We start from the raw sequence: 25,051 nt of genomic DNA on the forward strand, positions 1-25,051 counted from the left end.
AAGTCAGAATCTCGATCGGCCGCCTTTCCGGTCGATCATCTGGAAGGTCTTGCCGTCGGTCTTCACGCTGACGCAGTCCTTCGACTTGTTGGGAAACAGAACGCAGATCTGGCCGTTGTCTATCTTGTAGCCATTCTTGTTGCCCTCGCGATATTCGTAGCCGTTGCTGGCTTCTTTCAGCTCCGAGGTGCCGGGCAGGTGCTGGCGAATTTCCGCCTCGCTTGCAACGCGCATATTCGCTGTCTGGGCGAACGCCATTGCCGGCAGCATCAGTGAAAGAAATCCGGCGAGGGCGGGCAGGGTACGCATCAGGGGATATCTCCGGTCATGTCTGTCGGCGCCTTCATTCTACGAGAACCCCGGCAGGAAATTCAACAGCAATGCTGATCGCGACGGAACGGCGGCGCGTTGCCTCGAGCCCGCCAGCCGTTCCGAAAGCCCGCCTTACGTTCTACCGAACTCGTCGACGATGCGGATGATGTCATCCTCGCCAAGATAGGATCCCGTCTGTACCTCGATGAGTTCGAGGACGATCTTGCCGGGGTTGGCGAGACGATGGACTTCGCCGAGCGGAATGTAGACGCTTTCGTTCTCGCGCAGCATCCGTACATTCTCCCCAACCGTCACTTCGGCCGTTCCTTTGACGACGACCCAATGTTCGGAGCGGTGGTGGTGTTTTTGCAGCGAAAGCTTCTTGCCCGGCGTGACGAAGATGCGCTTCACCTGAAAGCGATCGCCGTTGAAGATGGAGGTATAGCCGCCCCAGGGACGGTAGGACGTCGGGTGCGTTTCGGTGAACTTCGCTGTCGCCGATGTGGAGGCCAGCATCTTGACCAATTGTCCGACATTCTGGCTGTCCTTGAGCGGCCCGACGTAGACGGCGTCCTCGCTGGCGATGACGGCGACATCCTCCATGCCCTGGACGGCAAGATGCACGCCATGGGTCATGACCAGCGAATTGCGGGTGTTGACCACGGTCGTGTTTGCGGCAGCGACATTGCCGTTATCGTCGCGTTTTCCCGATTTCCACACGGCATCCCAGCTTCCCATATCCGACCACCGGAACGGCGAGGGGACGACAGCGGCCTTCGAGGTCTTTTCCATGATCGCATAATCGATCGAGATATCCGGGCTCTTGGCGAAATGATCGGCATCGAGGCGGGTGAAGTCGAGGTCGCGGCTTGCCTTGGAAACAGCCTTGCTTGCGGCTTTGAGCACCTCGGGCGCATGTTCCTGCAGTTCGGCAAGAAGTTCCGTCACCGGGAACATGAAGATGCCCGAATTCCAGTAGAAGCCACCATCGGCGAGCATCCGCTGGGCCTCCTGCAATGCCGGCTTCTCGACGAAGCGGCTCACCTTGTGAGCGCCGTTCTCCAGCGCGTCGCCGATCTCGATATAGCCGTAACCTGTGGCCGGTTCGGTCGGATTGATGCCGAAGGTGACAAGCCTGCCGTCGGCCGCCGCCTCGCGGGCGATGCGAATACAGTCGAAATAGCTCTTGTCGGCGAGGATTTCGTGATCCGAGGCGAGCATCTGGATGATGGCATTCTTGCCGAACAGGTCGGCGGCCAGCGTCGCCGCGGCAGCAACCGCCGCCGCAGTGTTGCGGGCGACCGGTTCGAGCAGGACGGCGGCGAGCGGACGGGCGAGCTCGCGCGCCTGCTCGGCGACCAGAAAGCGGAACTCTTCATTGGTGACGACGATCGGGGCTTCGTAGAGCTCGGGATCGGAAACGCGTTCGAGCGTCTCCTGAAACAGCGTCTTGTCGCCGACGAACTGAATGAATTGTTTCGGCGCGGTGGCGCGGGAAAGCGGCCAGAGCCGCGTGCCTTTGCCGCCGGCCATGATCACGGGAACGATTTTCTGCGTCATAGGCGTGTTCCTTGAAATAAACGGCTTATTCGTTGCATGTTAGCGGGCGGCTGCCCAGCCTCTTATTCTGTCGAGCCCGCTGTGCAGCAGGTCGAGGGCGGCGGATTCGCTCCCTGCCTCCACGTAGCAGCGCATTTCCGGCGCATTGCCGGACGGGCGGAAATGGATGATGCCGCCATCTCTCAGTGTCACCCGAAGCCCATCGATATCGGATTTTGTCGCTACCGCGCCGATCGGCTGCAGGAACGAGGCCAGGTTTTCATCCGAGGCGCGCAGATATTCCATCAATGCCGCGCTCGTCTCGACGGGGAAATTCTCCAGACGATCAGCGGCGGCAAAGGGCAGCTTATAGGAGGCGGCAATGACAGAAAGCGGCTGCCTGCGGGCGGCCGCCAGCGACAGGATTGCGAGCATGGGAATGAAACAATCACGCGTCGGCAATGCGCGCAGGTTCTGGCCATTGACATCGAAGGTGGTTGCCGTCAGCAGACCGCCATTGGCTTCAAAGCCCATGACGTGATCGTCGCCGGCGGCCACTGCCTCTTCCATGCCTGATATGACGAAGGGCGAACCGACACGCGTGCGCCTGACAGCGAAAGTGCCGGCGGCCTCGATGCCGGAATTGGAGGTCACGGGCGTCACCACCGTTCGGGCTCGCAAGAAGTTGGCGGCCACGAGGCCGAGAAGGTCGCCGCGCAAGGGTGTGCCGGTTTCATCGGCAACCAGGGGGCGGTCGCCGTCGCCGTCGGTCGAAACGATTGCATCGAATTTATGCTCGGAGACCCAGCGCCTCATCAGCGCGATCGTCTCGTCGGAAACGGCTTCGGTGTCGACCGGTATGAAACTTTCCGAGCGGCCGAGGGCGATGATCTCGGCACCGTAGTGGGCGAGGACGTCGATCAGGAGATCGCGAGCGACCGTGCTGTGCTGGTAGACGCCGATCTTCAGCCCGGAGAGCGCACCTTGCGGAAGCAGGGCCGTATTGCGTTCGAAAAACAGCTGCCGGCAGGTTGCCTCATGATCTTCCATCTTGGCCGGCGCCTCGACCAGCGCTTTGCCGCTTCGTTCGATTTCGGCTGCCTGTGCGGTGATCGCCGCCTCGTCCGATTTGTCGATCTCGCCGTCCGGGCGATAGAATTTGATGCCGTTGCGGTCTGCCGGGATATGCGAGCCCGTGACCATCAGGCAGGCGGCCTTGCTTTCGAGGCCATAAAGGGCGAGGGCCGGCGTCGGCACATTGCCGCAGTCGAAGACACGGAATCCGAGTGCCGTCAGCCCACCGGCACAGTTTGCCGAGATTTCAGGGCTTGAATCGCGAAAGTCGCGTCCGATCAGAATGACGTCGCCGGCCCGTGCCTTGCCAGTCTCCAGCAGATATTTGCCGAATGCGGTGGCGTAGAGGGCGGAGGCGTGTCCTTTGAGATCGACTGAAAGTCCGCGAAGGCCGCTCGTGCCGAATTTCATGTGAAGACAAGCTCCGATTGTCACGATCAAAGTTCTACTCAGCCCACCAGCCGGCGTAAATACCGAAGCAGGCTTATAGTTAAACACGGACGGTGAAGTCACCAACAAGGTTCGCGCCCGCTCGCCAGGTTTCGATGGTCGCCGCGAGACCGACAGCCATTGCGGCCTCGGCCTATTTTGTTAGAACCGTGTATCCATTGTTTGTCCCATATCGAAGGTTTGCCGATGAGCGATACATCCGTCAGTCTCGAGGAGAGCTGGAAGTCCGCCCTCGAGGGGGAGTTCTCAAGCCCCTACATGCAGCAGCTTAAATCCTTCCTGGTCGCGCAGAAGCAGGTCGGAAAACGGATATTTCCCAAAGGCAGCGAATATTTCCGTGCTCTTGACCTGACACCGATCGCCAACGTCAAGGCCGTCATCCTCGGTCAGGATCCCTATCACGGGCTAGGGCAGGCGCATGGATTATGTTTCAGCGTCCGGCCCGGCGTGCGCATACCGCCGTCGCTCGTCAATATCTACAAGGAGATGGAGGCGGATCTTGGAATAGTGCCGGCACGTCACGGTTTTCTCGAGCATTGGGCACGGCAGGGCGTGCTCCTGCTGAACAGCGTGCTGACAGTCGAGGAAGGGCAGGCGGCGGCCCATCAGGGCAAGGGTTGGGAACGCTTCACCGATGCCGTCATCCGCAAGGTCAACGACGAATGCGAATCCGTCGTCTTCATGCTCTGGGGTTCTTATGCTCAGCGCAAGGCCGCCTTCGTCGATACGGCGCGGCATATGGTGCTCAAAGCGCCGCATCCGTCGCCGCTTTCGGCCCATAATGGCTTTTTTGGCTGCAAGCATTTTTCCAAGGCGAATGCCTTCCTGCAGTCCCGCGGGCGGGCGCCGATCGACTGGCAGCTGCCGGTCGATCCCCATAAGTCCTGAAGTGAACACACATGGATCTGTGTTCACAAAAAGGAGACAATGCGTTTTGGTCTGCACGTCTATTCCGGAGGCATGACCGAGCGCATTTATGATCCATCGAAAGCCCGCAAGCGGCGGGCGAGAAAGGGGTCTCACATGCTCGATCAAATCAAGGGTCTGCACCACGTCACGTCGATGGCGGAGGACGCCCGCACCAACAATCAGTTCTTCACCAATGCGCTCGGCCTTCGCCGCGTCAAGAAGACGGTGAATTTCGACGCTCCCGATGTCTATCATCTCTATTATGGTGACGAGACCGGTGCGCCAGGCACGATCATGACCTATTTTCCCTTCCCGAAGATGGCACAGGGCCAGCCCGGTACCGGTGAAGTGGGTACGACCGTGTTTTCGGTTCCGCAAGGTTCGCTCGGCTTCTGGAACGATCGCTTTGCCGCACTCGGCGTCGGCGGCCTGAAGAGCGATGAAAGCTTCGGCGAAAAGCGGTTGAACTTCTCCGGTCCCGATGGCGATGGCTTTGCGCTCGTCGAGGTCAGGGACGATGGCCGCCAGCCGTGGACGCATGGCGGCATCAGCGAGGATTATGCCATTCGCGGCTTTCACTCCGTCGCCATGCGGCTGCGGGATGACGGCGCCACCGCCGAACTGCTGAAGTTCATGGGCTATGACGTCGCCGAGGAAAGGGACGGGGTCAAACGGCTGATCAAGCCTGACGGCAACGGTGCGCATCTCATCGATCTCGAGACGATGCCGAATATTGCCCGCGCGCTTCCCGGCGCCGGCTCCGTCCACCATGTCGCCTTCTCGGTCGAAAACCGCGAAAAGCAGCTCGAAGTGCGCAAGGCGCTGATGGACACCGGCTATCAGGTGACCCCGGTGATCGACCGCGATTATTTCTGGGCGATCTATTTCCGTACGCCGGGTGGCGTTCTGTTCGAGGTTGCGACCAATGAGCCCGGCTTCGACCGCGACGAGGATACGGCTCATCTCGGCGAAGCTCTGAAGCTGCCGCAGCAGCACGCCCATCTTCGAGCGTTACTTGAACAGCATCTGCAGCCGCTGGAAGCGTAAGGAGGGCGGCATGACGGAAATCGGATATGTGCACCGGCTGCATGCCGGCGCACCTGGCAAACCAATTCTGATCGTGTTGCATGGCACCGGCGGCGACGAAAACCAGCTCTTCGATTTCGGTCGACAGCTGCTGCCGGAAGCGACGGTTCTTGCTCCGCGCGGCGATGTTTCCGAACATGGTGCTGCGCGGTTCTTCCGGCGTAACGGTGAAGGGGTCTACGACATGGCCGACCTTTCACGGGCGACGGAGAAGATGGCCGCCTATGTCAAAGCATTCGCTGACGAGTACCAGGCTTCCCGTATTTTCGGCCTGGGCTTTTCGAACGGCGCCAATATTCTTGCCAATGTGCTGATCGAGAAGGGTATCTTCGACCTGGCGGTGCTGATGCACCCGCTCATTCCGTTTCAACCGGAAGCCCATTCGACGCTTGCGGGAAGAAAGGTGCTGGTGACGGCCGGGCGGCGGGATCCGATCGCCCCGATGGCCGTGACCGAAGCATTGTCGCAACACCTGAAAGGCCGCGGCGCCGAGGTCGGTACGGTCTGGCATCCCGGTGGCCATGAGATCGCCCCGCTCGAAATCGATGCAGTTCGCGATTTCTTCAGCGGCTATTGATCGATTGCGCCGCCAATCGGCGACGGCCGAATTGCGGGGCCGGTGAAAACCGGTCCCGCATCTCGGCTCAAACGACGACTCGGCATCGCCAACAGAGATGCCGCCAAAAGTGCTCTAACTCTTTAATTGAGAACAGGATTCAGATGTTAGGCCAAGCGGCCCTGAAATCATCCTGTTCTAGGGACGAGGAGGATATTTGCCCCTGATTGCCTTCATATAAAAATTCCCCGGTGACTCCGCCATCGTCAACCCGACGACGACGCCTTTGGGAACCCCTTCATATTCTCGCCTCTGACCGTTGGTCAGATAGACCCGCAGATGCCGGCTGTCTTCGTCGTAGGTAATCGCCTCGATAAGTTTCGAATCAACCGCAGTTTCCACTTTGCACCCCGCAGTTTTGGATCTGAGATTCTTGATCAAGAATGTCATTCGCGCTCGCAACGCGCCATCTTTATGCGGTGTCGCAAGGTCGTCAAGCGTGATCTGCTTTAACGTTCATTTTTTCCTGGCGCCTCTCGTTTTAGTTGATTAATACAGCTTTTTCGAAGGCCTTGCCTGTGGAAAATTGACGGTCTCCGGTTCTTTGAGGCGCAGAAATATTGGGTGATGCAGCTAAATTTTGAAGAATGTTGTAAATAAACACAAGCTTAACCAACTGTTAACCAGAATATATTAACGGACGTGAAAATATTAATCGAAACATCTTCTCGAATATGGATCAATACGACGTGCCCTTATTTGTGGCAGCCGTTTTGCTATGCCCGCCGGGCGGTGTGAGGAGCCCTGACCACGTGCCGCCGACAACCGACCGGCAGGCGAGATTCCTCGCATTCTCGTCGGTCCATCGCGACGCGAAAATCGTTCAAGCGCTTAGCGCCCAGATGATGACCACGCAGGAGCCTCTTGCGCTTTCCATCGGGCGCGAGGAGGATGGACGATCGTCATTGCCCGATGTGCTGGACGCGCAGCATTCGGCCGCGACCAGCCAGGCGAGCTTGGTGCAGGCGGTTCAGCAAAAGGGCGATGGGTCCGTCGTTTTGAATGTGGCAATAGGTTCCGGCTACAATGTCGACGCGGCCGCGATCAGGCCAACTTCTTATGATCACTAAACTTCGTGCCGTTGCGGCGATGGGTGAGAAATGGATCAGTTCCGACAGCCCGCCACGCGGCCGGGTTTCACAAATGGGTTACATGTTTAACTATCTCGTCCCGTGGCGACAACAGATACCGATACTGACTGGCAGCCATAAAAAGCGCGATCGGCTGACATTTGCCGAAGGCGATTTCGCCGCGGTCTATGCGATGAGCGATGTCCACGGATGTTATAGCGAACTCGTCGAGGCGCATCGCCGCATCGAAGCGGATGCCGAGCGCATCCCGGGACCGAAACTCATTCTCCTGCTCGGCGATTATGTCGACCGCGGGCCGGATTCGAGCGCGGTGCTGGAATTCCTGAGCAAGCCGCCGCCGCCGGGATTTCAGCGTCTCGCCCTGTGCGGCAATCACGATGCGGAGCTGGTGAAGCTCTATCGCAAGCCGACGCGCCTTCTTGAATGGCTTGGTTTTGCCGGGACGGAGACGCTGAATTCATACGGCATTGACATCGAGCATCTGCTGCAATCGGCGGCTGGAAACGAAATGATCGCCCGCGTCATTCACAACATGATACCGGAGCGGCATATCCAATTCCTGGAATCGCTGCCGATCATGCTGCAGATGGGAAGGGTCGTCTTTGTCCATGCGGGCATCAGACCTGGCATCGATCTCAAGAGACAAAAGGACAGCGACCTTATGTGGATCCGCCAGCCCTTTCTGGACGAAGGGCCGCAGCTTCCTTTCCTCGTGATCCATGGACATACCCCGGCGCGAATCCCGACATTCGGTCCGCAACGCATCGGTATCGACACCGCGGTTTCGGCGACGGGCCGCCTGACCGTACTGACGATCAAAGGGACGCGGGTCGGACTGCTGTAGAAGGGGAGGGCGTGGTGTCGTGCGATAATCGCCTGCGGTGTTCGCCGGCGCGCTTTTGCTGGGTTTTCACCCATGTCGTTGTCCCGGAGCCACTGCAGGCTTCCGCACGTCATGCATTAAAAAACGCCGCGGAATTTATGTTCCGCGGCGTCAGGATGTCAGATCTCAGCAGACCCTATCAGGAGCTGGTCGTTTCCTGGAAGAGATTGGTGCCGATGCCGGTGTAGGTGAAGCCGTGTTTGCGGACCTCGTCGCTGCGGTAGATATTGCGCAGATCGACCAGGACCGGAGCCCGCATCGACTGCTTCAGGCGGTTGAAATCGAGCGCGCGGAACTGGTTCCATTCGGTGACGATGACCAGCGCGTCCGCGCCAGCGGCTGCTTCATAGGGGCCGCCCGCATACTCGATATTCTCGATGACCTTGCGGGCGTTCTCCATGCCCTCGGGATCGTAGCCGACCACCTGGGCTCCATTGTCCTGCAGGGTCTGGATGATGGCGATTGCCGGGCTGTCGCGCATGTCGTCGGTATTCGGCTTGAAGGTCAGGCCGAGGATCGCGATCTTCTTGCCGCGAATGTCGCCGCCGACCGCCGAAATCACCTTGCGTCCCATCGCCCGCTTGCGGTTGTCGTTGATCGAGATCGTCGTCTCGATGAGACGGACCGGCGCGTCGAAATCCTGCGCGGTCTTGGCCAGGGCCAGCGTATCCTTGGGGAAGCACGAGCCGCCGTAACCCGGGCCGGCGTGCAGGAACTTGGCGCCGATACGGCCGTCGAGACCGATGCCGCGCGAAACGTCCTGGACATTTGCATCGACCCGTTCGCAGAGATCGGCGATCTCGTTGATGAAGGTGATCTTCATCGCGAGGAAGGCGTTGGCAGCATATTTGATCAGTTCGGAGGTGCGGCGGGAAGTGAAGACCAGCGGCGCCTGGTTGAGATAAAGCGGACGATAGACTTCGGTCATGGCTTCGCGGGCCCGGTCGTCGTTCAGACCGACGACGATGCGGTCGGGGCGCTTGAAATCTTCGATCGCCGCGCCCTCGCGGAGGAACTCGGGATTGGAAACGACGGCGACATCGGCTGTCGGATTGGTTTCGCGGATGATGCGCTCAACCTCATCCCCGGTCCCAACCGGCACGGTCGACTTGGTAACGACGACGGTGAAGCCTTCTACGTAAGTCGCGATCTCGCGCGCCGCCGCATAGACGTAGGAGAGATCGGCATGGCCGTCGCCGCGCCGGGAGGGCGTGCCGACCGCGATGAACACGACGTCGGCGCCACGAACGCTTTCGCCGACATCCGTCGAAAAGGACAGGCGGCCGGTGCTGGTGTTTTCGGCGACCAGTTGATCGAGACCTGGCTCGTAAATCGGAATGCGGCCTTCGCGAAGGGCCTCGATCTTACTCAGATCCTTGTCGACGCAGATGACGTCGTGGCCGAAATCCGCAAAGCAAACGCCTGAAACGAGGCCGACATAGCCTGATCCAATCATCGTGATGCGCATATTTCCCTCAAATCATTAGAGTAGAACGTCATGCTGCGTCGCAGCATGGCCCCGTCATACTTAATCTGGGCGAAAAGACAACATCGAAGATCGCCTGGTCGCCCAAATCGGAATTCCAACCCAGGGCGCTGCGAGGCGCGCCAGCTGCCCTGTCGACAGCAAAAACATAGGTTTGTGTGGGAGATATGACAAGTCGGGCCGCGCATCGGAGCCGGCTCGACTTCAACCCGGAACGGGTGGATTTAATTATTTAGATGTGGGCATTGCGGAGGCCAAGGCACTTCACGGCTTTGCCGGAATTGCCCCAGCCGCGCCCGTTTTTACAGGCGATACCAGACGTAGGGGTCGGTATCCGATTGAATTTTGTCCCAGCGCAGATCGGTATCGCGCCAGTTCTTGATGCTGCTTTTCCTGTTGTCGAGCACCAGGTCGCCCTTGTCGGTTCTGACCACAAGGACGGCGTGTCCTTCGCCGGAGGGTGTATAGGCCGTCGCAATCCGCAAAGCGCGCGACGACCAGCCCATTGCCATCAGCCGGCTGCGCTTGGTCAGCGCAAAATCCTCACAGTCGCCGCTGCGGACGTTCACCTTCCAGACATCGCCATTCAGTTCGTTGCGCGGGTCGTTCCTGCCGATCATCGTACGATTGACGGAGTTGTTCACATCCTTCAGCTGCAGCATTTCCTTGTCAGTCAGCGCCAGGACCGACAAACCATTGTTGTCGCGGCATTCGGCCGGGTTCTGGGCGCAGAACAGCACCTGGGCGAAGGGCGGAATGATCGTTCCTTTTTCAGAGATATAGCTCACCGCCGAACCACTGGTCAGGCCGCGGGCGAAACCTGCGGGACCGGCGGCAAGTGCAGAGCAGGCATTCGCAGCTGTAAAAGCCAGTGCCAGAAGTGTAACGAACGTCTTCTTCATCTCTTAATCCCCGTTCAGGGCAACCGATTGAGATCAGGCTTGCCTTTTTTCTCAGTCAATGGCATGGCGGATTAGTGATCTGCCAAGTATTGGGCACAGAACGTCTGTCCCGTTTCTGCCGCTTGAAGGAGCATAATCGGGGCCGGTCTCGATTGGCTTAAGCCGTTCGCGACAATTTTAAACGATGTGGAATTCTGTTGCACTTTAGCACGCAAGCGTTTGATATGCAACTTATGTTAGTACGAGTATATTAACCGTGCTGGTTGTAGGCCCTTCATTCCCGCTGCTGCTGGTGAGCAAATTCAAATGTTGTCCAATCTCATCAACAGGCAGATCTTGCGAGAGGCGATCCTCGTTGCCTTCATCGGCCTGGTGATACTGACACTCATTCCGTTCGGAAGCGTCACGCCCTTTCCCTTCGCCTTTGCCGCAATCGGAATGTTTGTTCTGGCGATTATTTCGGGGCTGCTGTTCGGGGAGCCGAGGCAGACCAGATCGGTGTTCAGCATCACTCTGTTTCTGCTGATTGTGCTGACGGGCTGGATGTTCGTCCAGACGATCGAACTGCCAGCCCATTGGCTGGCAAACCCTGCCTGGAACGCTGCGCGTGACCTAGCAGGCGTGCAATACGCGGCGATCTCCGTCGTGCCGGCCGATACACTCGCCTCGATTCTGTGGGTGGCTCTGCCTTTCGTGACCTTCCTGACCGGGCTCGTCTTATGCGATACCGATCAACGAGCGCGGAAAGTTCTAGCCAGCCTCGGGCTTGCGGCGGGCATTATCGCCGTTTTCGCCCTGATCCAGTTTTCGATGTTTCCCCGCATTCTGATCGTTATCGAAAAACGTGCCTACCTCGACAGCCTGACGGCCGTCTTCGTCAACCGCAATACCGCTGCGACTTTCCTCGGGCTGGGAACGCTGTTGATGCTGACCCTGGTCAGGGATATTGCCCGTTCCTATTCAAGCCATCCGCCCGGCGAGCCGGGCCGAAACGTCCTTCTCTTGAGGACGTGGATCTACATTCTGCTTTTGTGCGCATGTTTCACCGCCCTGATGCTGAGCCGCTCACGCGCCGGGATATTCGCGACCTTTGTTGCCGCTCTTATCTACTTTCCATGGCTTGTCATCAATTGGAACAGCTCGAAGCGTTATAGAAGAACGACGCCAACATGGCGGTCGATATTAAAATTTGTCTCGGCGATTGCTTTCGTCGGGTTGTCGCTGATCATGTTTGCCGGCCAGGCGATTTTGCGTGCGCAGGAACGGCGGCTCGAGGACGACGATCGTTTCTGCATTCTGCCGGGTATATGGCGTGCCATTTCGGATCATTGGCTGACGGGGACGGGTCTTGGCAGCTTCCGCACCGTGTTTTCCGCCTATCGCGATCCGGCCTGCGGCATTTTCGGGATCTTCGATCGCGCACATAATTTCTACCTCGAAGGTTTTCTGGGCCTTGGCATATTATTTCCGATCGCGGCGGCGATTGTCTTCTCAATGCTTGCCAGAGTGTTTTGGCGGGGGCTCGCTCAAAGGCGCCGCGGGAGACATTGTGTTCTTCTTGGTGTGGCGGCGACGGTTTTGGTCACCCTTCATAGCGCGGTTGATTTTTCGCTGCAAATACCAGGCTTTGCGGTATTTTTCGCCGCTTTCCTGAGTGCTGTCGTTGCGATCAGCCTTGGACGCAACAATGGGGAGGCGCAACGGCAAATATGAGTGGTCGCTCAACAGCGAATGATCTGAAGGCGGTTTCGTGAAGGTTTTTCGAAAATGCCCATTGTGCAGTAACGCGCTGTTGACTCTGAAACGCAAGAGAACTTATAGCGGGTGCAGCCTTCAGATCGTTGCCGGCGGGAGAAAAGCCGGATTGGATCGTTTTCGCTGGATGAAGGGGCTTGGCGTTGCCAGCTTGCCACAGTTAGAGGAATGTTAATCCGCCTACAGTGATTATTGGTCGGCGATTGTCTTGTATTATGTGAGATTGCAAGGCAGTAGCTTCAGGGGCGTCAACACAGGTTATTCTATGGGTTGTTTTCCTATCGGTAGTACACGCGTCGCCATTGTTGTAGCGCTAACGAGTATATTGGCAAGCTGCACGTCGTTGCCAAGATCCGGTCCCGATCACAAAGATGTTGATCGAGGTGCGGCAGTGAAAGTGACAACGAAGGAGCGTCGCGTCGGTATCGACTACGCCCTGGTTGATCTCAGCAAGAACGTCCTGCCCTATTTCACCATGGCGCAGCCGACCTCCTTCAAGGGTTTCGGTGGGGGTCGCGGCAGGGCGCCTGAAATTCCGCTTGGTTATGGCGACGTCGTCCAGGTTGCTATCTTCGAAGCTCAGTCCGGTGGGTTGTTCATTCCCTCGGACGCCGGCAGCCGACCCGGCAATTACATTTCTCTGCCGGAGCAGACTATCGATAGAAACGGAACGATCACGATTCCCTATGCTGGTCGTGTTCCGGCCGCCGGTCGCCTGAAGGAGACCGTGGAGCAGGACGTGGAAGATCGGTTGGCCAGCCGTGCGATCGAGCCGCAGGTGGTTATTACCACGACGACCAACCGTTCCAGTCAGGTGGCTGTGCTCGGTGACGTCAACAATCCGCAGCGCGTCACGATCAGCCCTGCCGGTGAGCGCGTTCTCGATGTCATTTCCGCCGCGGGCGGTTTGACGACCAACAACATTGAAACGAATGTGACGCTGCAACGGCGCGGCAAAACCGCTACCGTCGCATACAATACACTGCTGAAGAACCCGGCGGAAAACATCTATGTCGCGCCGGATGATACGATCTCGGTCGATCATGAGCGCCGCACCTATCTTGCGCTCGGCGCCACCGGCGTTAGCGGCCGCTTCGATTTCGAAGAGTCCGACCTGACCCTGGGAGAAGCTATCGCCAAGGCAGGCGGACTGCGCGACGATCGTGCGGATCCCGCGCAGGTTCTACTCTATCGCCTTGTCCCAAAGAAAACGGTTGCCGCGATGCATGTGGATGCGACGAGGTTTGCGGGTGATACGGTTCCGGTGATCATTCGCGCCAATCTTCGCGATCCGGCAACCTTGTTTGCTGTTCAGCAATTCAAAATGGAAGACAAGGACGTTATCTATATCTCCAATTCGGACTCTGTTGAATTGGTCAAGTTCCTTGACATCGTAAACTCGGTATCGTCGACTGTTGCCGGTGTGTCGGACGACGCGAACGATACCCGTAACGCAGTCCGCGATCTTGGAAATTGATTAAAATGGGCGGGCCGGCGTCGATCGTGAAAGATCTCTGTCGGCGGCCTGTCTCAGTTAGCGGATTTGATGAAGGAAATTATGGTTATGGCAAGGTCGGCTGTTTATCGTAGGCTTGCATATGGCGGCATTGTGGTCGCAATCCTTACTGGCATGACTTCGAGCGCTTTTGCTGCTGCTTGTCTGGGACCAGCAAATTTAGCCCCGGTCGACATCAGCGGATTTACGGCCAATCCCGCCGTTCTGCTCGACATGTCCGATCCGTTGGTTTTGTCATCGCGCGTACGCGCATTGGTCGGAAGCAGCAACGACGCCCTGGCGCCGGTGATCGAGCAGGCCAAGAAGGCCAATGCTGCACAGATGGCAGCTATCGGCTCCGGCCTTGGGCGGGCTGCCAACAGCTGCCAAGTGTCGGACCCGCAATTCAAGCTCGCGATCGAAAAAGCGGTTGCCGAAGCGGCCAGCGCCGATCCGAATCTTGCGCCGCTGCTGACAGCCTTTGCAAAAGTTCTGGCTGAAGGGGCGACTGCGGCGCTCGGTCCGGGTACCGGCGCGCCTGCCGCAGCATCCGGAATCGGCAACGACGGCTCGATAGGCCAGACTGGCCCCGGATCGGATGGCGGTACACCTTTTGACGGCAGCGCCACGACCGCCGGTACGCTGCAGGTTTCGAATGCGGGTGACGGGGACAGTTCATCGACGAGCTCAACCACGATCATTATCAGCTCTGGTGGAGCGGGACAGTCGTCAACCGACCCGACGCAATCGACGAGTGAGAGCGTCCCCGTCACACAATAGCTGGAATTGCCTGTAGATCTTAGCGCTTGACGCCTTAGTTGGAGATCGAAATTGCTGTCGCCAGATAAACTTACGCCGCGTATCGACCCTTCCCGCGATACAGGAAACGAAGCTGATTTCATCGATTTCGACAAGCTTATCGCAATTGTCCGCCGGCAGTGGCGGATCGTGGCGGCGTGCGCTTTCGCCTTTGCCATCCTCGGTGTCGTCTATGTACTGACTGCAGTACCGGTCTACACAGCCGAGACCAAAGTGCTGATCGACCGCAGCGACAATCAGATGATTAACCAATTGGCGGCATTCGGCCAACTGGACGATGACGAGGGGACGGTTCTCAGTCAAGTCGAGCTGTTGAAGTCCGATGCGATCGCCTATGCGGTCGTCGACAAGCTGAAACTTGTCGACAATCCGGTGTTCACGGCACAGAAGAATTCACTCTTTTCTGTCGCAACTGTGAAATCCCTGCTGAATTTTCGCTCCTGGTTTGCCGATGACGTGGCGGCTGCACCCGATGCGGAATTGAAGCGGCGATATGCTGCGGAAACCGTCGCCGGAAATATCGATGTTGAGCGTGTCGGCAAATCCTACGTGCTCGACGTCAGCTACACCTCGCAGTCGCCGGATCTAGCGCGTGATATCGCTGCCGCCATCGCCGATGTTTATCTGGTCGATAAACTCAATTCGAAATATGAAGCGACGCGCCGGGCCGGCGAGTGGCTGCAGGAGCGCATCGAAGAACTCCGGCAACAAGCGTTGGACACAGACCTTGCCGTGCAGAAATTCCGCAGCGAGCACGGCCTTGTCGAGTCAGGGTCTGGCAACTTGCTCAGCGAGCAGCAGCTTTCCGAGTTGAACAGCCAGTTGATCAAGGCTCAGGCCGAAACGGCGCAGGCCGAAGCGAAATATACCCGCATCAGGTCGATTATCGAGGCCAAGCAGACCGATGCGATCGTGACCGATGTGCTTGACAGCTCGATCTCAAATGATCTTCGCAAGAAATATCTGGAAGCGTCGAAGCTCGAGGCAGAAATCGAAGCCCGGCTTGGTCCGGACCACGTCCAGGCAGTTCGGCTTCGAGCGGAAATGGCCGAGTATGAACGGCTCATGTTCGACGAGCTGAATCGCATTGCCGAGAGCTATCAGAGCGAGCTAACGGTTGCGCAATCCCGCGAGAAATCGCTGCGCGATAGCGTTGACAAGGCAACGGGTGTGGCCGCAACCGCAGGTGAGACGCAGGTACAACTTCGTGAGCTCGAGCGGACGCGGGATACTTATAAGAATCTCTATCAGAGTTTCCTCGCGCGCTACCAAGAGGCGATCCAGCAGCAAAGCTTCCCGATTACCGCCGCCCGTATCATCACGACCGCGGAGACGCCGACGAAGCCAAGCGCGCCGAAAAGAAGCCTCGTCATCGCTTTCGCCATGTTCCTGGGATGCGCGTTCGGTAGCGGCATTGGAGCTTTCCGGGAGTTCCGTGATCGCTTCTTCCGGACTGGTGACGATGTCAAGGATATGCTCGACGTCGAATCCCTTGGTGTCATGCCGCTGATCGAGAACAACGTCGAGGATCCGACGCTCGTCGATCCGGGGAACCCGCGAAGCATCGCCAGGGGCGGCAAGACGACGACCTATGTCGAGGAGCATCCGCTATCGGCATTCGCCGAGACGCTTCGCAGCGCGAAGATCGCCATCGATATCAGTGCGGCGGATCAGCGCTGCAAGGTCATCGGCGTGGTGTCGAGCCTGCCGGGCGAAGGCAAGTCGACGACAGCCATCAACTTTGCCAAGCTTCTGGCAATGCAGGGCGCGCGTTGCCTGCTGATCGACGGCGATATGCGAAATCCGGGAGCGACGCGGGCCATCGGCCGCCATGCGGAAGCCGGCTTGCTTGAAGCGATCGTCGACAATCGCCCGCTGAAGGATCTCATCCTTCTCGATCCGAAAACAAAGCTCGCATTCCTGCCGACGGTGGCGCGATATCGCGTTCCGCATTCTTCGGAGCTGCTCGCTTCGCGCGGCATGGATCAACTTCTTGAAATGGCGCGCCAAAGCTTCGACTACATTATCATTGACTTGCCTCCTCTGGCTCCCGTGGTGGATGCGCGCGCCATCAACCCTAAGCTTGATGCCGTCGTTTTCGTGATCGAGTGGGGCAAGACATCGCGCAAGGTGGTTCAGTCAACCTTATTGTCCGAGCCGGATCTCTATACGAAATGCGTTGGCGCCATATTGACCAAGGTCGATCCGTCGCAGATGAAGCTCTACCGGACATTCGGCTCCAGCGAATATTATTATAAGCGTTATTCGCGATATTATACTGAAAGCTGATGCTCGGCCGCCGTTTCGTTTCGCCTATACGCATCGTTTTCGTTATTTTCGCCGCCATCTGCTCGGTGCTGGCTGGCCGAGAACTGTACGCTTCGATAAAAACGGCTAGCATCTCAATCGTCGCCGAAAGGATCGAGCGAGGCGAGACCATTACGAATGAGGTAGCGGCCAGATATGCGGCGCGCACCATGGAGGTGGTCGACGGACATTATTGCCGATCTGACATTGTCGCCGCCGGCGTCACCCTCGTTCTGACACAGCTCGACCGTCAGAAGGTCGGTGTCAACTACGATGCTTGGGCCACCGCGGCGTCGAATGCTCGCCAATATCTACAATATGCTCTCTCGTGCATGCCGACGAATAGCAATTTTTGGCTTCGACTTGCGGCCGTGCAGTCGGAAATCGCGGAGGAACCGGTCTCGATCGCGGAAATGATGAAGCGTTCAGTTGCGCTCGCGCCCCACGACCAAGGAATGATTCTGACGCGGTTTTATTTCTGGAACGATTTTACCAGCGTAACGCTGCTTACGGCGAAGAATGCACTTGAAAGCGATCTCACAACAATGCTGAAACTTGGCGATCGCTGCATGGTCAATGCCGTGATTAAAGAGATCAGTCCGCAACTCCGCCCGGTCTTCGATCGAACCTGGACGAGCCTCGGGGAAAGAGCGACGGCGCGGTTTCGACAGCGCTGTAGCCGGGGATGACAACAAAGCGCCAAAGCGTTTCCATTTTTTCGCCAGCCGCGACATTCGCGACCTACTGATTTGCGGAATTCGGGAGGCAAATCGCTCTCGCGCTTCTGCCGGAATAGTGTCAGAGAAGTAAGCTCAGCGTTTAAAACCAGCAATACCAGGGCAATCTTGAACTGTGGGCGACCGAGCCGACGCGGCATCGGGTTAGGCACACGCCTGCGGATGACGGGCTCACCCGGCTGCAACGCCCGCTGCTGTGCCCCGGGCGCTGCGTCTTGAGGGGCGACTCAGACCTCGGCGCCGCCGGAAACAACCTCGGTGCCGGTAATGTTCAGCGTCAGAATGCCGACGTCGGTGTGACCCGAGCCATCGGAGATCTTATAATACTGGACGGTTTCCGTGACCTGATCGCCCGGAGCGATATCCTGTGTCAGTTCATAGGTGAACGCGCCGTCCGCCTTAACATGGAAGGTACCATACGTGCCGGCGATATCGGTGGTCGCGCTCGGATTCCCGTTTACATTGGTGCCGTCGAATTGACGAAGGTAGAGCTGACCGGTGTCGCTGGCAAGGTCGTTGTCCAGAGCATTGCCGCCGATGAGGTCGCCTTCGTTGAAGCTGTAATGATCGTCGACTGCGACCGGCTTGACCTGGGCTACACCCTGAATATTCAGAGTGAACAGGCCCACATCGGTGTGACCGGCACCGTCGGAAATCTTGTAGGAAACCTTCTCCTGAAGCAATTCGCCGTTGGTGAAGCCGACCTTGGCAGCATCACTCAGAACATAGGTGTAGCTGCCGTCGGCCTTGACGTAGAAGGTGCCGTAGTCGCCTTGGATCGCCGTGACCTGGCCGGGCTGTTTGGCGCCGACGCCCTGCTGGTCGAAGAAGCGTAGGAAAAGGTTGCCGTCGGACGTGTCGTTGCTGAGGAGATTTCCGGAAATAACGTCGGTTTCCAGAAATGTTGCAGTATCGTCGGTTGCGTGAATAGCCATTAGTCTCTCTCCTTGAAATTGATCCTCGCCGGTCATTTTTGACTTCAGCAAGCCGCCCGATTAATGATATCTTAATACGTGGAGTCAAGTGCATGGTTAACAAGAGATTGACATCTTTGAGTGTATTTTATCAATAATAACACACGTACAATGTGCATAAGCTGATGAAAGACTTAGATATAATTGCTTTAATAATAAGTGATTGTCTCAAGTTTTCATGCCGTGGTGGATGTTTCTTCTCACTGAAAGAATCTTTCTGCAGAAGCAAATGTAATTAATATGACGGATTGTTTATTCTGCTGCGGAGCGCGCGTCTAATCACTTTGGATTATAGGTCGTTTCTGAAAGCCCCCGGCAGAGCATCTGCAAGACAACGTCTATCATATTGCTATAATCTAGGTTTATCAGGGAAATTGACCTGCGGCGGCGTTACTCAGCCCAAAATCCCGCTTGCTCCGGATCACCGGGTGGTGCCTGCGTCCGGCCGAGTAAACCGGGTCTCCATCGCGGCGCTGCAACCTTGTCGCGATGGAGTATACTGAATACACCAAGTAATTTATATTAAAGGAGCAAGAATTATTGCGAGATATCGCGCATTTTAGTGTTTCATTTTAGCAGCCGGAGAGAGGTCCGTGGTTAGAAGATTTTCCATTACCCTGGGAGATCGCAGCATGACCGTCTATTACGTGAATTCGTTGACAGGATCCAACAACAACAACGGAACCAGCGAAAATTCTGCCTTTGCGACATTGTCTGCTGTTGAATCTTTAAGACTAAACCCGGGCGACAAAGTTCTGCTTGCTGCCGGAAGCGTGTTCAACGAACAATTCGACTTGAAGTATTCGGGCAGCGTCAGCGCTCCGATTACCATCGGCAGCTATGGCATCGGTGATGCGCCGGTCATTCACAGCAGTAACAACGGCATCCACGGGTCCAAGGCTTCAAATATCGTTATCGAGAATATCAAGATCGCCGATACCGGCGCTAATGCGATCTATGCTGGCAGTGTATCCAATTGGATCGTGCGGAACGTCGAAGTGTCGAATACCGGTCTGGCGGGAAAGCCCGGCTCGTTGAGCTTCCAGAGCAGCCAGAATATTACGATTGAGAACAGCACCCTGACCGGTGTGCATTCTGACGGCATTTGGATGGACAAGGTTAAGGGTATTACCCTTTTCAACAATACCGTGACCAACAGTCAGGGGAGCGTGGCTGACGCTATCCAGCTTAACGACAGCAGCAATATTCTGATCAAGGACAATCATCTCGAGCAGACGCAAACCAATAGCGCCAAGGGCGTTCTAGTGCTGATCAGGGCTCAGGATGCCGTGGTCGAAGGCAACACCCTTATCGGTGGGGGCTTCGGGCTCAGTGCTCAGGCGGGCACGAACATCGCCATCCATGACAATGACATCTCAGGATATGGCGGCTACAGCTGGTCTTACGGCATTGGCCTCGGCGATTCGGGCGATGCGAAAAACTACGATATCAGCGGCAACTACCTGCATGACGGCGTGTATGGCGTCTTGGTCAGCGCCGTCGGCAATCCCGGTTATGTCCGCGAGAATATCGTCGTCCACGACAATGTCTTCGACGGACTGTCCTCCTCGGCACTCAAGGTCGACAGATCCGCGTCGGGCTCCTTCTATGACAATATCATAGATAGTTCTGTGTCGACGCTGACGATGCCCGCTGCAATTGCAGCCCAAAAGACATTCACGATCGGCGAAAACAAGACACTTGAGCAAGCGCAGGCGGAGCTCAACAACGCCGCCGGCGGCACGACCGGTGATCCGCAGGTCAGCTCTCCTGCGCCTGTCGCGGAACCCCTGGTCTCCCCCGTGCCCGCCGCCACCGCAAAGATTGTCGCCGTACATGACCACCTGAAGATCACGGAAGATGCCGGTAGCGGCTATCACGGCAACCTGCTCGAGAACGACAATGCGAGCAACGGCACGATACTGCTTCGCCGCTTCGGCGACAGCGCGGTCGACAAGCACGGGCTGACGCTGACCGGGAAATACGGCGTCATTCACGTGGAGCGCGATGGCGATTACAGTTACACGGTCGATGCCACCAAACTCGCCGGCCTCAGCGGCAAAGTCAGCGAATCCTTCCAATACAAGATCTCCGATGGCGCCTCCCATATCGACGCCGACAGTTTGACCGTCTCCATCAATGTCGACACATTCCACAGCAGCCACGTCTCGCATATGCTTTCCTAAGGCCCCGGCATGTCCCCCGCCGAGGCCGCTCGATTTCCGTCCGAGTTCCGTCTGCCGGACTGGAGTGTGCGGGATGAGCGGCGGCAAAATGTTCCGCCGGCGTGAATAAATCGAACTATAGATTGCATTTATAGTTAACACGGTAGTAGCTACCGAAGCTAACGCGCCACGGTTTCGCCGCTTTGGACCATTATTGGGCGACTTGCGCTTTTCACTTGCTTGTGACGGTATGCTTATCGTACCGTTAAAGTTAGGGCCTCTGAAATTGTTCGTGATAAATTTGTATTTTTGGTCACGTTTCGGTGGGATTCATGTACTAGTGTAGGAGCGTGCCAACGGGTTCGGCGCCGATGCCGGGTCCGAGGGCAGCCATGTCATAATCGGGCCTGAGGGGCCTGCAACTGCAGTGTGTTTCGCGGCGTATTCGCTGCGTGCGCGATGCGGCAGGAGAGGATTGCTTCGTGTTTCAGAGTTCAACAGCTGACGTCAATGAACCGTCCAAAGCCTTGCGGAAATGCAAAAGTGGGCTGATCTTCATTGGCATAGCCAGCGCGCTTGTTAATATCCTCTACCTTACAAGTTCATTTTTTATGCTTGAGGTGTATGACCGGGTCATCCCCAGCAAAAGCATACCGACGCTGGCTGCCCTGGCAATACTGGCATTAGTTCTTTACGCCTTTCAGGGAGCGTTCGAAGTTCTGAGAAGCAGAATGCTCGTCCGCGTTGCCGGTGCCCTTGACGAGATGATGAACGGGCGGGTGTTTCGGGCGCTGATCAAGGCGCCGCTGAAGGTCAAGATCGGCGGCGACGGGCTGCAGCCCTTGCGGGATTTCGATCAGATCAGAACCTTTCTGTCCGGCATGGGTCCGACGGCGATGTTCGATCTGCCTTGGCTTCCCTTCTATATCGTGATCTGTTTCCTGTTCCATCCGGCGATCGGATATATCGCCATCGGCGGATCGCTGGTGCTCGCCATCCTGACGTTCCTGACCAACCAGGGTACGCGCACACTCTCTAAACAGCAGTCGGAAGCCGCCAATATGCGCAACGCTTTTGCGCAGAGCTCGATCCGCAACTCCGAGGTCATCCACGCCATGGGCATGGCGGGCACCATGGCCGAGATCTGGGACCGCAAGAACGGCGAATACCGGCATATCACCCGGCAGGCATCGGATGTCGGCAATGGATATGCGACGCTTTCGAAGATTTTCCGTATCGCCCTGCAATCGGCAACGCTGGCGACCGGGGCGATCCTGGTCATTCAGGGACAGGCCTCTTCGGGTATCATCATCGCCGGCTCCATCCTGACATCCCGCGCTCTGGCGCCCGTGGAAGCAGCGATCGGAAATTGGCGCGGTTTCGTGTCCGCCCAGCAGAGCTGGGGCCGGCTTGCGAACCTGCTGAAGACAATTCCGGAGATGCCGGCTCCGCTCGCGCTTGCGGCGCCTTCCAAGCAGGTCACGGTCGAGGGTGTAGCCAGCGGACCGCCGGCCGGCCAGCGGCTGGTCATTTCCGATGTCAGCTTCGGTCTGCGTGCAGGCAGCGCGCTCGGCGTCATCGGTTTCAGCGCCTCGGGCAAGTCGTCGCTGGCGCGGGCGATGATGGGCATCTGGCCGACGGTCAGGGGATCCATTCGCCTGGATGGCGCGGCACTCGACCAGTGGGACGGCGACGCACTTGGCCGCCATATCGGTTACCTCCCGCAGGACGTGGAGCTTTTCTCGGGCACCGTCGCGCAAAATATCTGCCGCTTCGCCAAGGAGATGTCGCCGGAGGCGGTGGTTGCGGCGGCGAGGGCTGCCCGCGTTCACGATCTCATCCTGCGTCTGCCGAACGGTTACGAGACCGACATCGGCGAGGGCGGTGCGGCGCTTTCGGCCGGTCAAAGACAGCGTATCGCGCTTGCGAGAGCGCTTTATGGCGAACCGTTCCTGGTCGTGCTCGACGAGCCGAATTCCAATCTCGATGAAGAAGGCGAGCGGGCGCTGAGCGCTGCGATCATGAGCGTGCGGGCACGCGGCGGCATTGTCGTCGTCATCGCGCATCGCTCCGGCGTTCTGGCTGTGTGCGACTTCGTGCTAATGATGCAGGAGGGCAGAATGATCGCATTCGGTCCCAAGGAAGAAGTTCTGGCGCGGGTGAGCCGACCGGAAGCGACGCGCACTCCGATTGCCGAGCGCGTGGCTCAGCTCAAAGTCGTAGTCGACGGCAATGCGGCCGAATAGGCCGGAAGGACGATGATGAGCAAAGTCACTATTGAATCAAAACGATCCCTCAACCGTCACGTCGCCGTTGTCGGCGCGCTGTCCATCGCGCTGGTGTGCGGCATCGGCGGCTGGGCGGCGACGACCGAGCTTTCCAGCGCCGTTATCGGCGAAGGCGTTGTCGTCGTCGACGGCGATGTCAAGAAGGTCCAGCACCCGACCGGTGGCGTCGTGTCGAAACTCCTGGTCGCCGAAAATGACCATGTGGCGGCTGGACAGGTGTTGATACGGCTCGATGGGACGGCGACCAGAGCGCAGCTCTCGATCGTCGAAAGCACGCTGGCGCAGCTTTATGCGCGTCGTGCCCGTCTGAAGGCAGAGCGGATCGGCGCCGATTCGTTCGAGGTCGAGGAAAACATCAGCGATTTGATGACATCCAGCGCTGCCGCATCCAACAAGGCGGCCTCCAGAAATGCCGCACGGGATCTTCTCGACGGCGAACAGAAATTGTTTGACAGCCGCAAGTCGGCGCTCGTCGGCATGAAGAGCCAGTTGGCGTCGCGCAAGGACCAGCTGGCCGAACAGATCAAGGGTCTGGTCGTTCAGATCAACGCCACCAATGATTCCCTCAGCCTGATCGAACAGGAACTGGAAGGCGTGGATGCGCTCTACAAGAAGGGACTGGTCACACTTCAGCGCTTGAACGCGCTCAAGCGTGCACGCGCCGACCTTCAGGGCAATAGCGGCCAGGAAATCGCCGCAAAGGCGGAGGCCGAGGGCAAGGCGATCGAAATCGATCGCCAGTCGATCCAGCTGGACGAGGATCGTCGTTCGGAGATTGCCAAGGAACTGACCGATGTCGAGGCGAAGATAGCCGAAAATGAAGAGCGCCGTGAAACCGCGCTCGATCAGCTCCGCCGCCTCGATATCACCGCGCCATTGAGCGGCAGGGTCCACGAACTTGCCGTTCATACGGTCAACGGCGTCATTGAGCCGGGCCAGACGCTGATGCTCGTCGTTCCCGAAAACGACGATCTGACCGTCCAGGCGAAGGTCGCCACCCGCGATATCGACCAGCTCCATGTCGGGCAATCCGTCGATGTGCGTTTCAGCGCCTTTGATCAGCGTACGACGCCCGACGTGCGGGCGGTGATCACCTCGATTGCACCTGATATCGTCAAGGATGAGCGCACGGGGATCAGCTACTATCCGCTGCGCGTCAAGCCGGAGGCGCAAAGCATCGCGAAGCTGAAGTCGATCAAGCTCTATCCCGGCATGCCGGCCGAGGTCTTTATCAAGATTGCCGACCGTACCGTCATCTCCTATCTCACCAAGCCGCTGACCGATCAGATGCAGCACGTCTTTCGTGAGGAATGATCGGCGGCTTCTGCGCGCCGCTGCTGCATATCGCAGCCTCTGAGGTCAGCTTTGCCCATCCGGCTGGGGGCAAAGCTTGCCTTGCGCCATGCTGGCGGGTGACGGATAGCGCCCGCCGCGATATGGTCCCTTCATGATATGTTTGCGGCTTTGGCAAGGGGTGCCGGTGGAGAGACGACTGGCATGGGCGCTGGTTCTGTTTTTGGCCGGCCTCGTCATGGTTTCAACGACGGGGAAGAGTAATGCCGACAACCTTCCGCCTGTGAAAATCGTGGCTTTCGGAACATCGCTGACAGCGCGCGGGGGATGGCAGGCCGGACTTGAGGCAAAGCTTGCCGCCTGCCTGCAGAGACCCGTCAGGGTCGAGAGCGTCGCCAAGAGCGGCGAGACGTCGGCCTGGGCCTTGACCCAGCTGGACCGCGTCGTTGCCGAGAAGCCGGATATCATCCTGATCGAGCTCTACGCCAATGACGCAACCGTGCACCGGTTCGTGTCGCTGGCGCAAAGCCGAAGGAATATCGGCGAGATCCTCGAACAGTTGCATCGGCGCCTGCCGCGGGCACGGATCATCCTCATGGCAATGAATCCGTTTTCGGGACTGCGGGGGCTGATCCGTCCCTTCGTCGGCAGTTATATCTCGGCCCATCAGGCGGAGGCACGGAAGCGCGGTGTGGAGTTCGTCGATCACCGGCCCGGCTGGGAGCGCCTGAACCCGGATGAACTGGCGGCCGCAATTCCCGACGGCGCGCATCCGCGGCCCGAAATTGCCGCCAGGATTATCGTGCCCGAACTCGTCGGACACATCGCCGGCCGCGATTGCGGAGACTGAATCTCCGCCTTCTCGAGAGG

General features: G+C 58.0%; 21 protein-coding genes. 14 read left to right on the top strand and 7 right to left on the bottom strand.

What is annotated here, in order from left to right:
- Positions 1–3: 3 nt before the first annotated feature.
- The 3 genes from CO671_RS02745 to CO671_RS33990 all read right to left on the bottom strand — a co-directional run bounded on the left by CO671_RS02745 (position 4) and on the right by CO671_RS33990 (position 3,336).
- Entirely contained in the window at positions 4–309 is a 306-nt protein-coding gene (locus CO671_RS02745; protein ID WP_010028923.1) for a hypothetical protein, read from the bottom strand.
- Between the two features lie 135 nt (positions 310–444).
- On the bottom strand, positions 445–1,872 hold the full coding sequence (locus tag CO671_RS33985) for a mannose-1-phosphate guanylyltransferase/mannose-6-phosphate isomerase (RefSeq protein ID WP_176539245.1): 1,428 nt from the start codon (positions 1,870–1,872) through the stop codon (positions 445–447).
- Positions 1,873–1,911: 39 nt separating this feature from the next.
- Complete coding sequence (locus CO671_RS33990) at positions 1,912–3,336, bottom strand: phosphomannomutase (RefSeq protein ID WP_210201906.1); 1,425 nt, start codon at positions 3,334–3,336, stop codon at positions 1,912–1,914.
- Between the two features lie 225 nt (positions 3,337–3,561).
- Here CO671_RS33990 and ung point away from each other — a divergent pair, with 225 nt between their 5' ends.
- From ung to CO671_RS02765, 3 genes are all read left to right on the top strand, one after another.
- Complete coding sequence (gene ung / locus CO671_RS02755) at positions 3,562–4,263, top strand: uracil-DNA glycosylase (protein WP_097604225.1); 702 nt, start codon at positions 3,562–3,564, stop codon at positions 4,261–4,263.
- Positions 4,264–4,398: 135 nt separating this feature from the next.
- Positions 4,399–5,331 carry a VOC family protein gene (locus tag CO671_RS02760; protein ID WP_097605049.1) on the top strand — a complete coding sequence of 311 codons (933 nt, stop codon included), beginning with the start codon at positions 4,399–4,401 and terminating at the stop codon, positions 5,329–5,331.
- 10 nt (positions 5,332–5,341) lie between these two features.
- Positions 5,342–5,947, top strand: coding sequence for an alpha/beta hydrolase (locus CO671_RS02765; RefSeq protein ID WP_097604226.1), 606 nt, complete (start codon positions 5,342–5,344; stop codon positions 5,945–5,947).
- Between the two features lie 177 nt (positions 5,948–6,124).
- Here CO671_RS02765 and CO671_RS02770 read toward each other — a convergent pair whose 3' ends face one another.
- Positions 6,125–6,376, bottom strand: a complete 252-nt coding sequence (locus CO671_RS02770; protein WP_037116620.1) for a KTSC domain-containing protein — start codon at positions 6,374–6,376, stop codon at positions 6,125–6,127.
- Positions 6,377–6,738: 362 nt separating this feature from the next.
- On the opposite strand from CO671_RS02770, the gene CO671_RS02780 reads away from it, so the two are divergent.
- Positions 6,739–7,056: a hypothetical protein gene (locus CO671_RS02780; RefSeq protein ID WP_245424940.1), complete on the top strand. Its 318-nt coding sequence runs from the start codon at positions 6,739–6,741 to the stop codon at positions 7,054–7,056.
- A gap of 73 nt (positions 7,057–7,129) precedes the next feature.
- Entirely contained in the window at positions 7,130–7,921 is a 792-nt protein-coding gene (locus tag CO671_RS02785) for a metallophosphoesterase (protein ID WP_097604228.1), read from the top strand.
- A gap of 178 nt (positions 7,922–8,099) precedes the next feature.
- Here the strand turns inward: CO671_RS02785 and CO671_RS02790 are convergent, their stop codons facing one another.
- Positions 8,100–9,428, bottom strand: coding sequence for a UDP-glucose/GDP-mannose dehydrogenase family protein (locus CO671_RS02790; RefSeq protein ID WP_097604229.1), 1,329 nt, complete (start codon positions 9,426–9,428; stop codon positions 8,100–8,102).
- A 320-nt stretch (positions 9,429–9,748) separates the two neighbouring features.
- Positions 9,749–10,348, bottom strand: a complete 600-nt coding sequence (locus CO671_RS02795) for a transglutaminase-like cysteine peptidase (RefSeq protein ID WP_097604230.1) — start codon at positions 10,346–10,348, stop codon at positions 9,749–9,751.
- A 306-nt stretch (positions 10,349–10,654) separates the two neighbouring features.
- Between CO671_RS02795 and CO671_RS02800 the strand changes: the two genes are divergently transcribed.
- From CO671_RS02800 to CO671_RS02820, 5 genes are all read left to right on the top strand, one after another.
- Positions 10,655–12,061: an O-antigen ligase family protein gene (locus CO671_RS02800; protein ID WP_097604231.1), complete on the top strand. Its 1,407-nt coding sequence runs from the start codon at positions 10,655–10,657 to the stop codon at positions 12,059–12,061.
- A gap of 307 nt (positions 12,062–12,368) precedes the next feature.
- A complete protein-coding gene (locus CO671_RS02805) occupies positions 12,369–13,580 on the top strand; it encodes a polysaccharide biosynthesis/export family protein (RefSeq protein WP_097604232.1) in 1,212 nt (403 codons plus the stop codon).
- Positions 13,581–13,661: 81 nt separating this feature from the next.
- The gene (locus CO671_RS02810) at positions 13,662–14,378 is read left to right on the top strand and encodes a sugar transporter (RefSeq protein WP_170964928.1); all 717 of its coding nucleotides are present in this window, start codon (positions 13,662–13,664) and stop codon (positions 14,376–14,378) included.
- A 51-nt stretch (positions 14,379–14,429) separates the two neighbouring features.
- Positions 14,430–16,706 carry a polysaccharide biosynthesis tyrosine autokinase gene (locus tag CO671_RS02815; protein WP_097604234.1) on the top strand — a complete coding sequence of 759 codons (2,277 nt, stop codon included), beginning with the start codon at positions 14,430–14,432 and terminating at the stop codon, positions 16,704–16,706.
- On the top strand, positions 16,706–17,413 hold the full coding sequence (locus CO671_RS02820) for a hypothetical protein (protein ID WP_097604235.1): 708 nt from the start codon (positions 16,706–16,708) through the stop codon (positions 17,411–17,413). The genes CO671_RS02815 and CO671_RS02820 overlap by 1 nt, the downstream gene beginning before the upstream one ends.
- 275 nt (positions 17,414–17,688) lie before the next feature.
- Here CO671_RS02820 and CO671_RS02825 read toward each other — a convergent pair whose 3' ends face one another.
- Positions 17,689–18,396: an Ig-like domain-containing protein gene (locus CO671_RS02825; protein WP_097604236.1), complete on the bottom strand. Its 708-nt coding sequence runs from the start codon at positions 18,394–18,396 to the stop codon at positions 17,689–17,691.
- A 671-nt stretch (positions 18,397–19,067) separates the two neighbouring features.
- Here CO671_RS02825 and CO671_RS02830 point away from each other — a divergent pair.
- The 4 genes from CO671_RS02830 to CO671_RS02845 all read left to right on the top strand — a co-directional run bounded on the left by CO671_RS02830 (position 19,068) and on the right by CO671_RS02845 (position 25,031).
- Complete coding sequence (locus CO671_RS02830; protein WP_097604237.1) at positions 19,068–20,621, top strand: right-handed parallel beta-helix repeat-containing protein; 1,554 nt, start codon at positions 19,068–19,070, stop codon at positions 20,619–20,621.
- 461 nt (positions 20,622–21,082) lie between these two features.
- Positions 21,083–22,846, top strand: coding sequence for a type I secretion system permease/ATPase (locus CO671_RS02835; RefSeq protein ID WP_097604238.1), 1,764 nt, complete (start codon positions 21,083–21,085; stop codon positions 22,844–22,846).
- A gap of 15 nt (positions 22,847–22,861) precedes the next feature.
- Positions 22,862–24,202, top strand: coding sequence for an HlyD family type I secretion periplasmic adaptor subunit (locus CO671_RS02840; RefSeq protein WP_097605050.1), 1,341 nt, complete (start codon positions 22,862–22,864; stop codon positions 24,200–24,202).
- Between the two features lie 133 nt (positions 24,203–24,335).
- Positions 24,336–25,031, top strand: a complete 696-nt coding sequence (locus tag CO671_RS02845; protein ID WP_097604239.1) for an SGNH/GDSL hydrolase family protein — start codon at positions 24,336–24,338, stop codon at positions 25,029–25,031.
- The last annotated feature ends 20 nt before the right edge of the window (positions 25,032–25,051 follow it).

The organism is Rhizobium sp. M10, assembly GCF_002531955.1.
Lineage (GTDB): Bacteria > Pseudomonadota > Alphaproteobacteria > Rhizobiales > Rhizobiaceae > Rhizobium > Rhizobium etli_C.

Excerpts from the sequence above, each read along its gene's own strand:
- CO671_RS02745 (WP_010028923.1), bottom strand. The coding sequence starts at position 309 with ATGCGTACCCTGCCCGCCCTCGCCGGATTTCTTTCACTGATGCTGCCG.
- CO671_RS33985 (WP_176539245.1), bottom strand. The coding sequence starts at position 1,872 with ATGACGCAGAAAATCGTTCCCGTGATCATGGCCGGCGGCAAAGGCACG.
- CO671_RS33990 (WP_210201906.1), bottom strand. The coding sequence starts at position 3,336 with ATGAAATTCGGCACGAGCGGCCTTCGCGGACTTTCAGTCGATCTCAAA.
- ung (WP_097604225.1), top strand. The coding sequence starts at position 3,562 with ATGAGCGATACATCCGTCAGTCTCGAGGAGAGCTGGAAGTCCGCCCTC.
- CO671_RS02760 (WP_097605049.1), top strand. The coding sequence starts at position 4,399 with ATGCTCGATCAAATCAAGGGTCTGCACCACGTCACGTCGATGGCGGAG.
- CO671_RS02765 (WP_097604226.1), top strand. The coding sequence starts at position 5,342 with ATGACGGAAATCGGATATGTGCACCGGCTGCATGCCGGCGCACCTGGC.
- CO671_RS02770 (WP_037116620.1), bottom strand. The coding sequence starts at position 6,376 with ATGACATTCTTGATCAAGAATCTCAGATCCAAAACTGCGGGGTGCAAA.
- CO671_RS02785 (WP_097604228.1), top strand. The coding sequence starts at position 7,130 with ATGGGTTACATGTTTAACTATCTCGTCCCGTGGCGACAACAGATACCG.
- CO671_RS02790 (WP_097604229.1), bottom strand. The coding sequence starts at position 9,428 with ATGCGCATCACGATGATTGGATCAGGCTATGTCGGCCTCGTTTCAGGC.
- CO671_RS02795 (WP_097604230.1), bottom strand. The coding sequence starts at position 10,348 with ATGAAGAAGACGTTCGTTACACTTCTGGCACTGGCTTTTACAGCTGCG.
- CO671_RS02800 (WP_097604231.1), top strand. The coding sequence starts at position 10,655 with ATGTTGTCCAATCTCATCAACAGGCAGATCTTGCGAGAGGCGATCCTC.
- CO671_RS02805 (WP_097604232.1), top strand. The coding sequence starts at position 12,369 with ATGGGTTGTTTTCCTATCGGTAGTACACGCGTCGCCATTGTTGTAGCG.
- CO671_RS02810 (WP_170964928.1), top strand. The coding sequence starts at position 13,662 with ATGGTTATGGCAAGGTCGGCTGTTTATCGTAGGCTTGCATATGGCGGC.
- CO671_RS02820 (WP_097604235.1), top strand. The coding sequence starts at position 16,706 with ATGCTCGGCCGCCGTTTCGTTTCGCCTATACGCATCGTTTTCGTTATT.
- CO671_RS02825 (WP_097604236.1), bottom strand. The coding sequence starts at position 18,396 with ATGGCTATTCACGCAACCGACGATACTGCAACATTTCTGGAAACCGAC.
- CO671_RS02830 (WP_097604237.1), top strand. The coding sequence starts at position 19,068 with ATGACCGTCTATTACGTGAATTCGTTGACAGGATCCAACAACAACAAC.
- CO671_RS02840 (WP_097605050.1), top strand. The coding sequence starts at position 22,862 with ATGAGCAAAGTCACTATTGAATCAAAACGATCCCTCAACCGTCACGTC.
- CO671_RS02845 (WP_097604239.1), top strand. The coding sequence starts at position 24,336 with ATGATATGTTTGCGGCTTTGGCAAGGGGTGCCGGTGGAGAGACGACTG.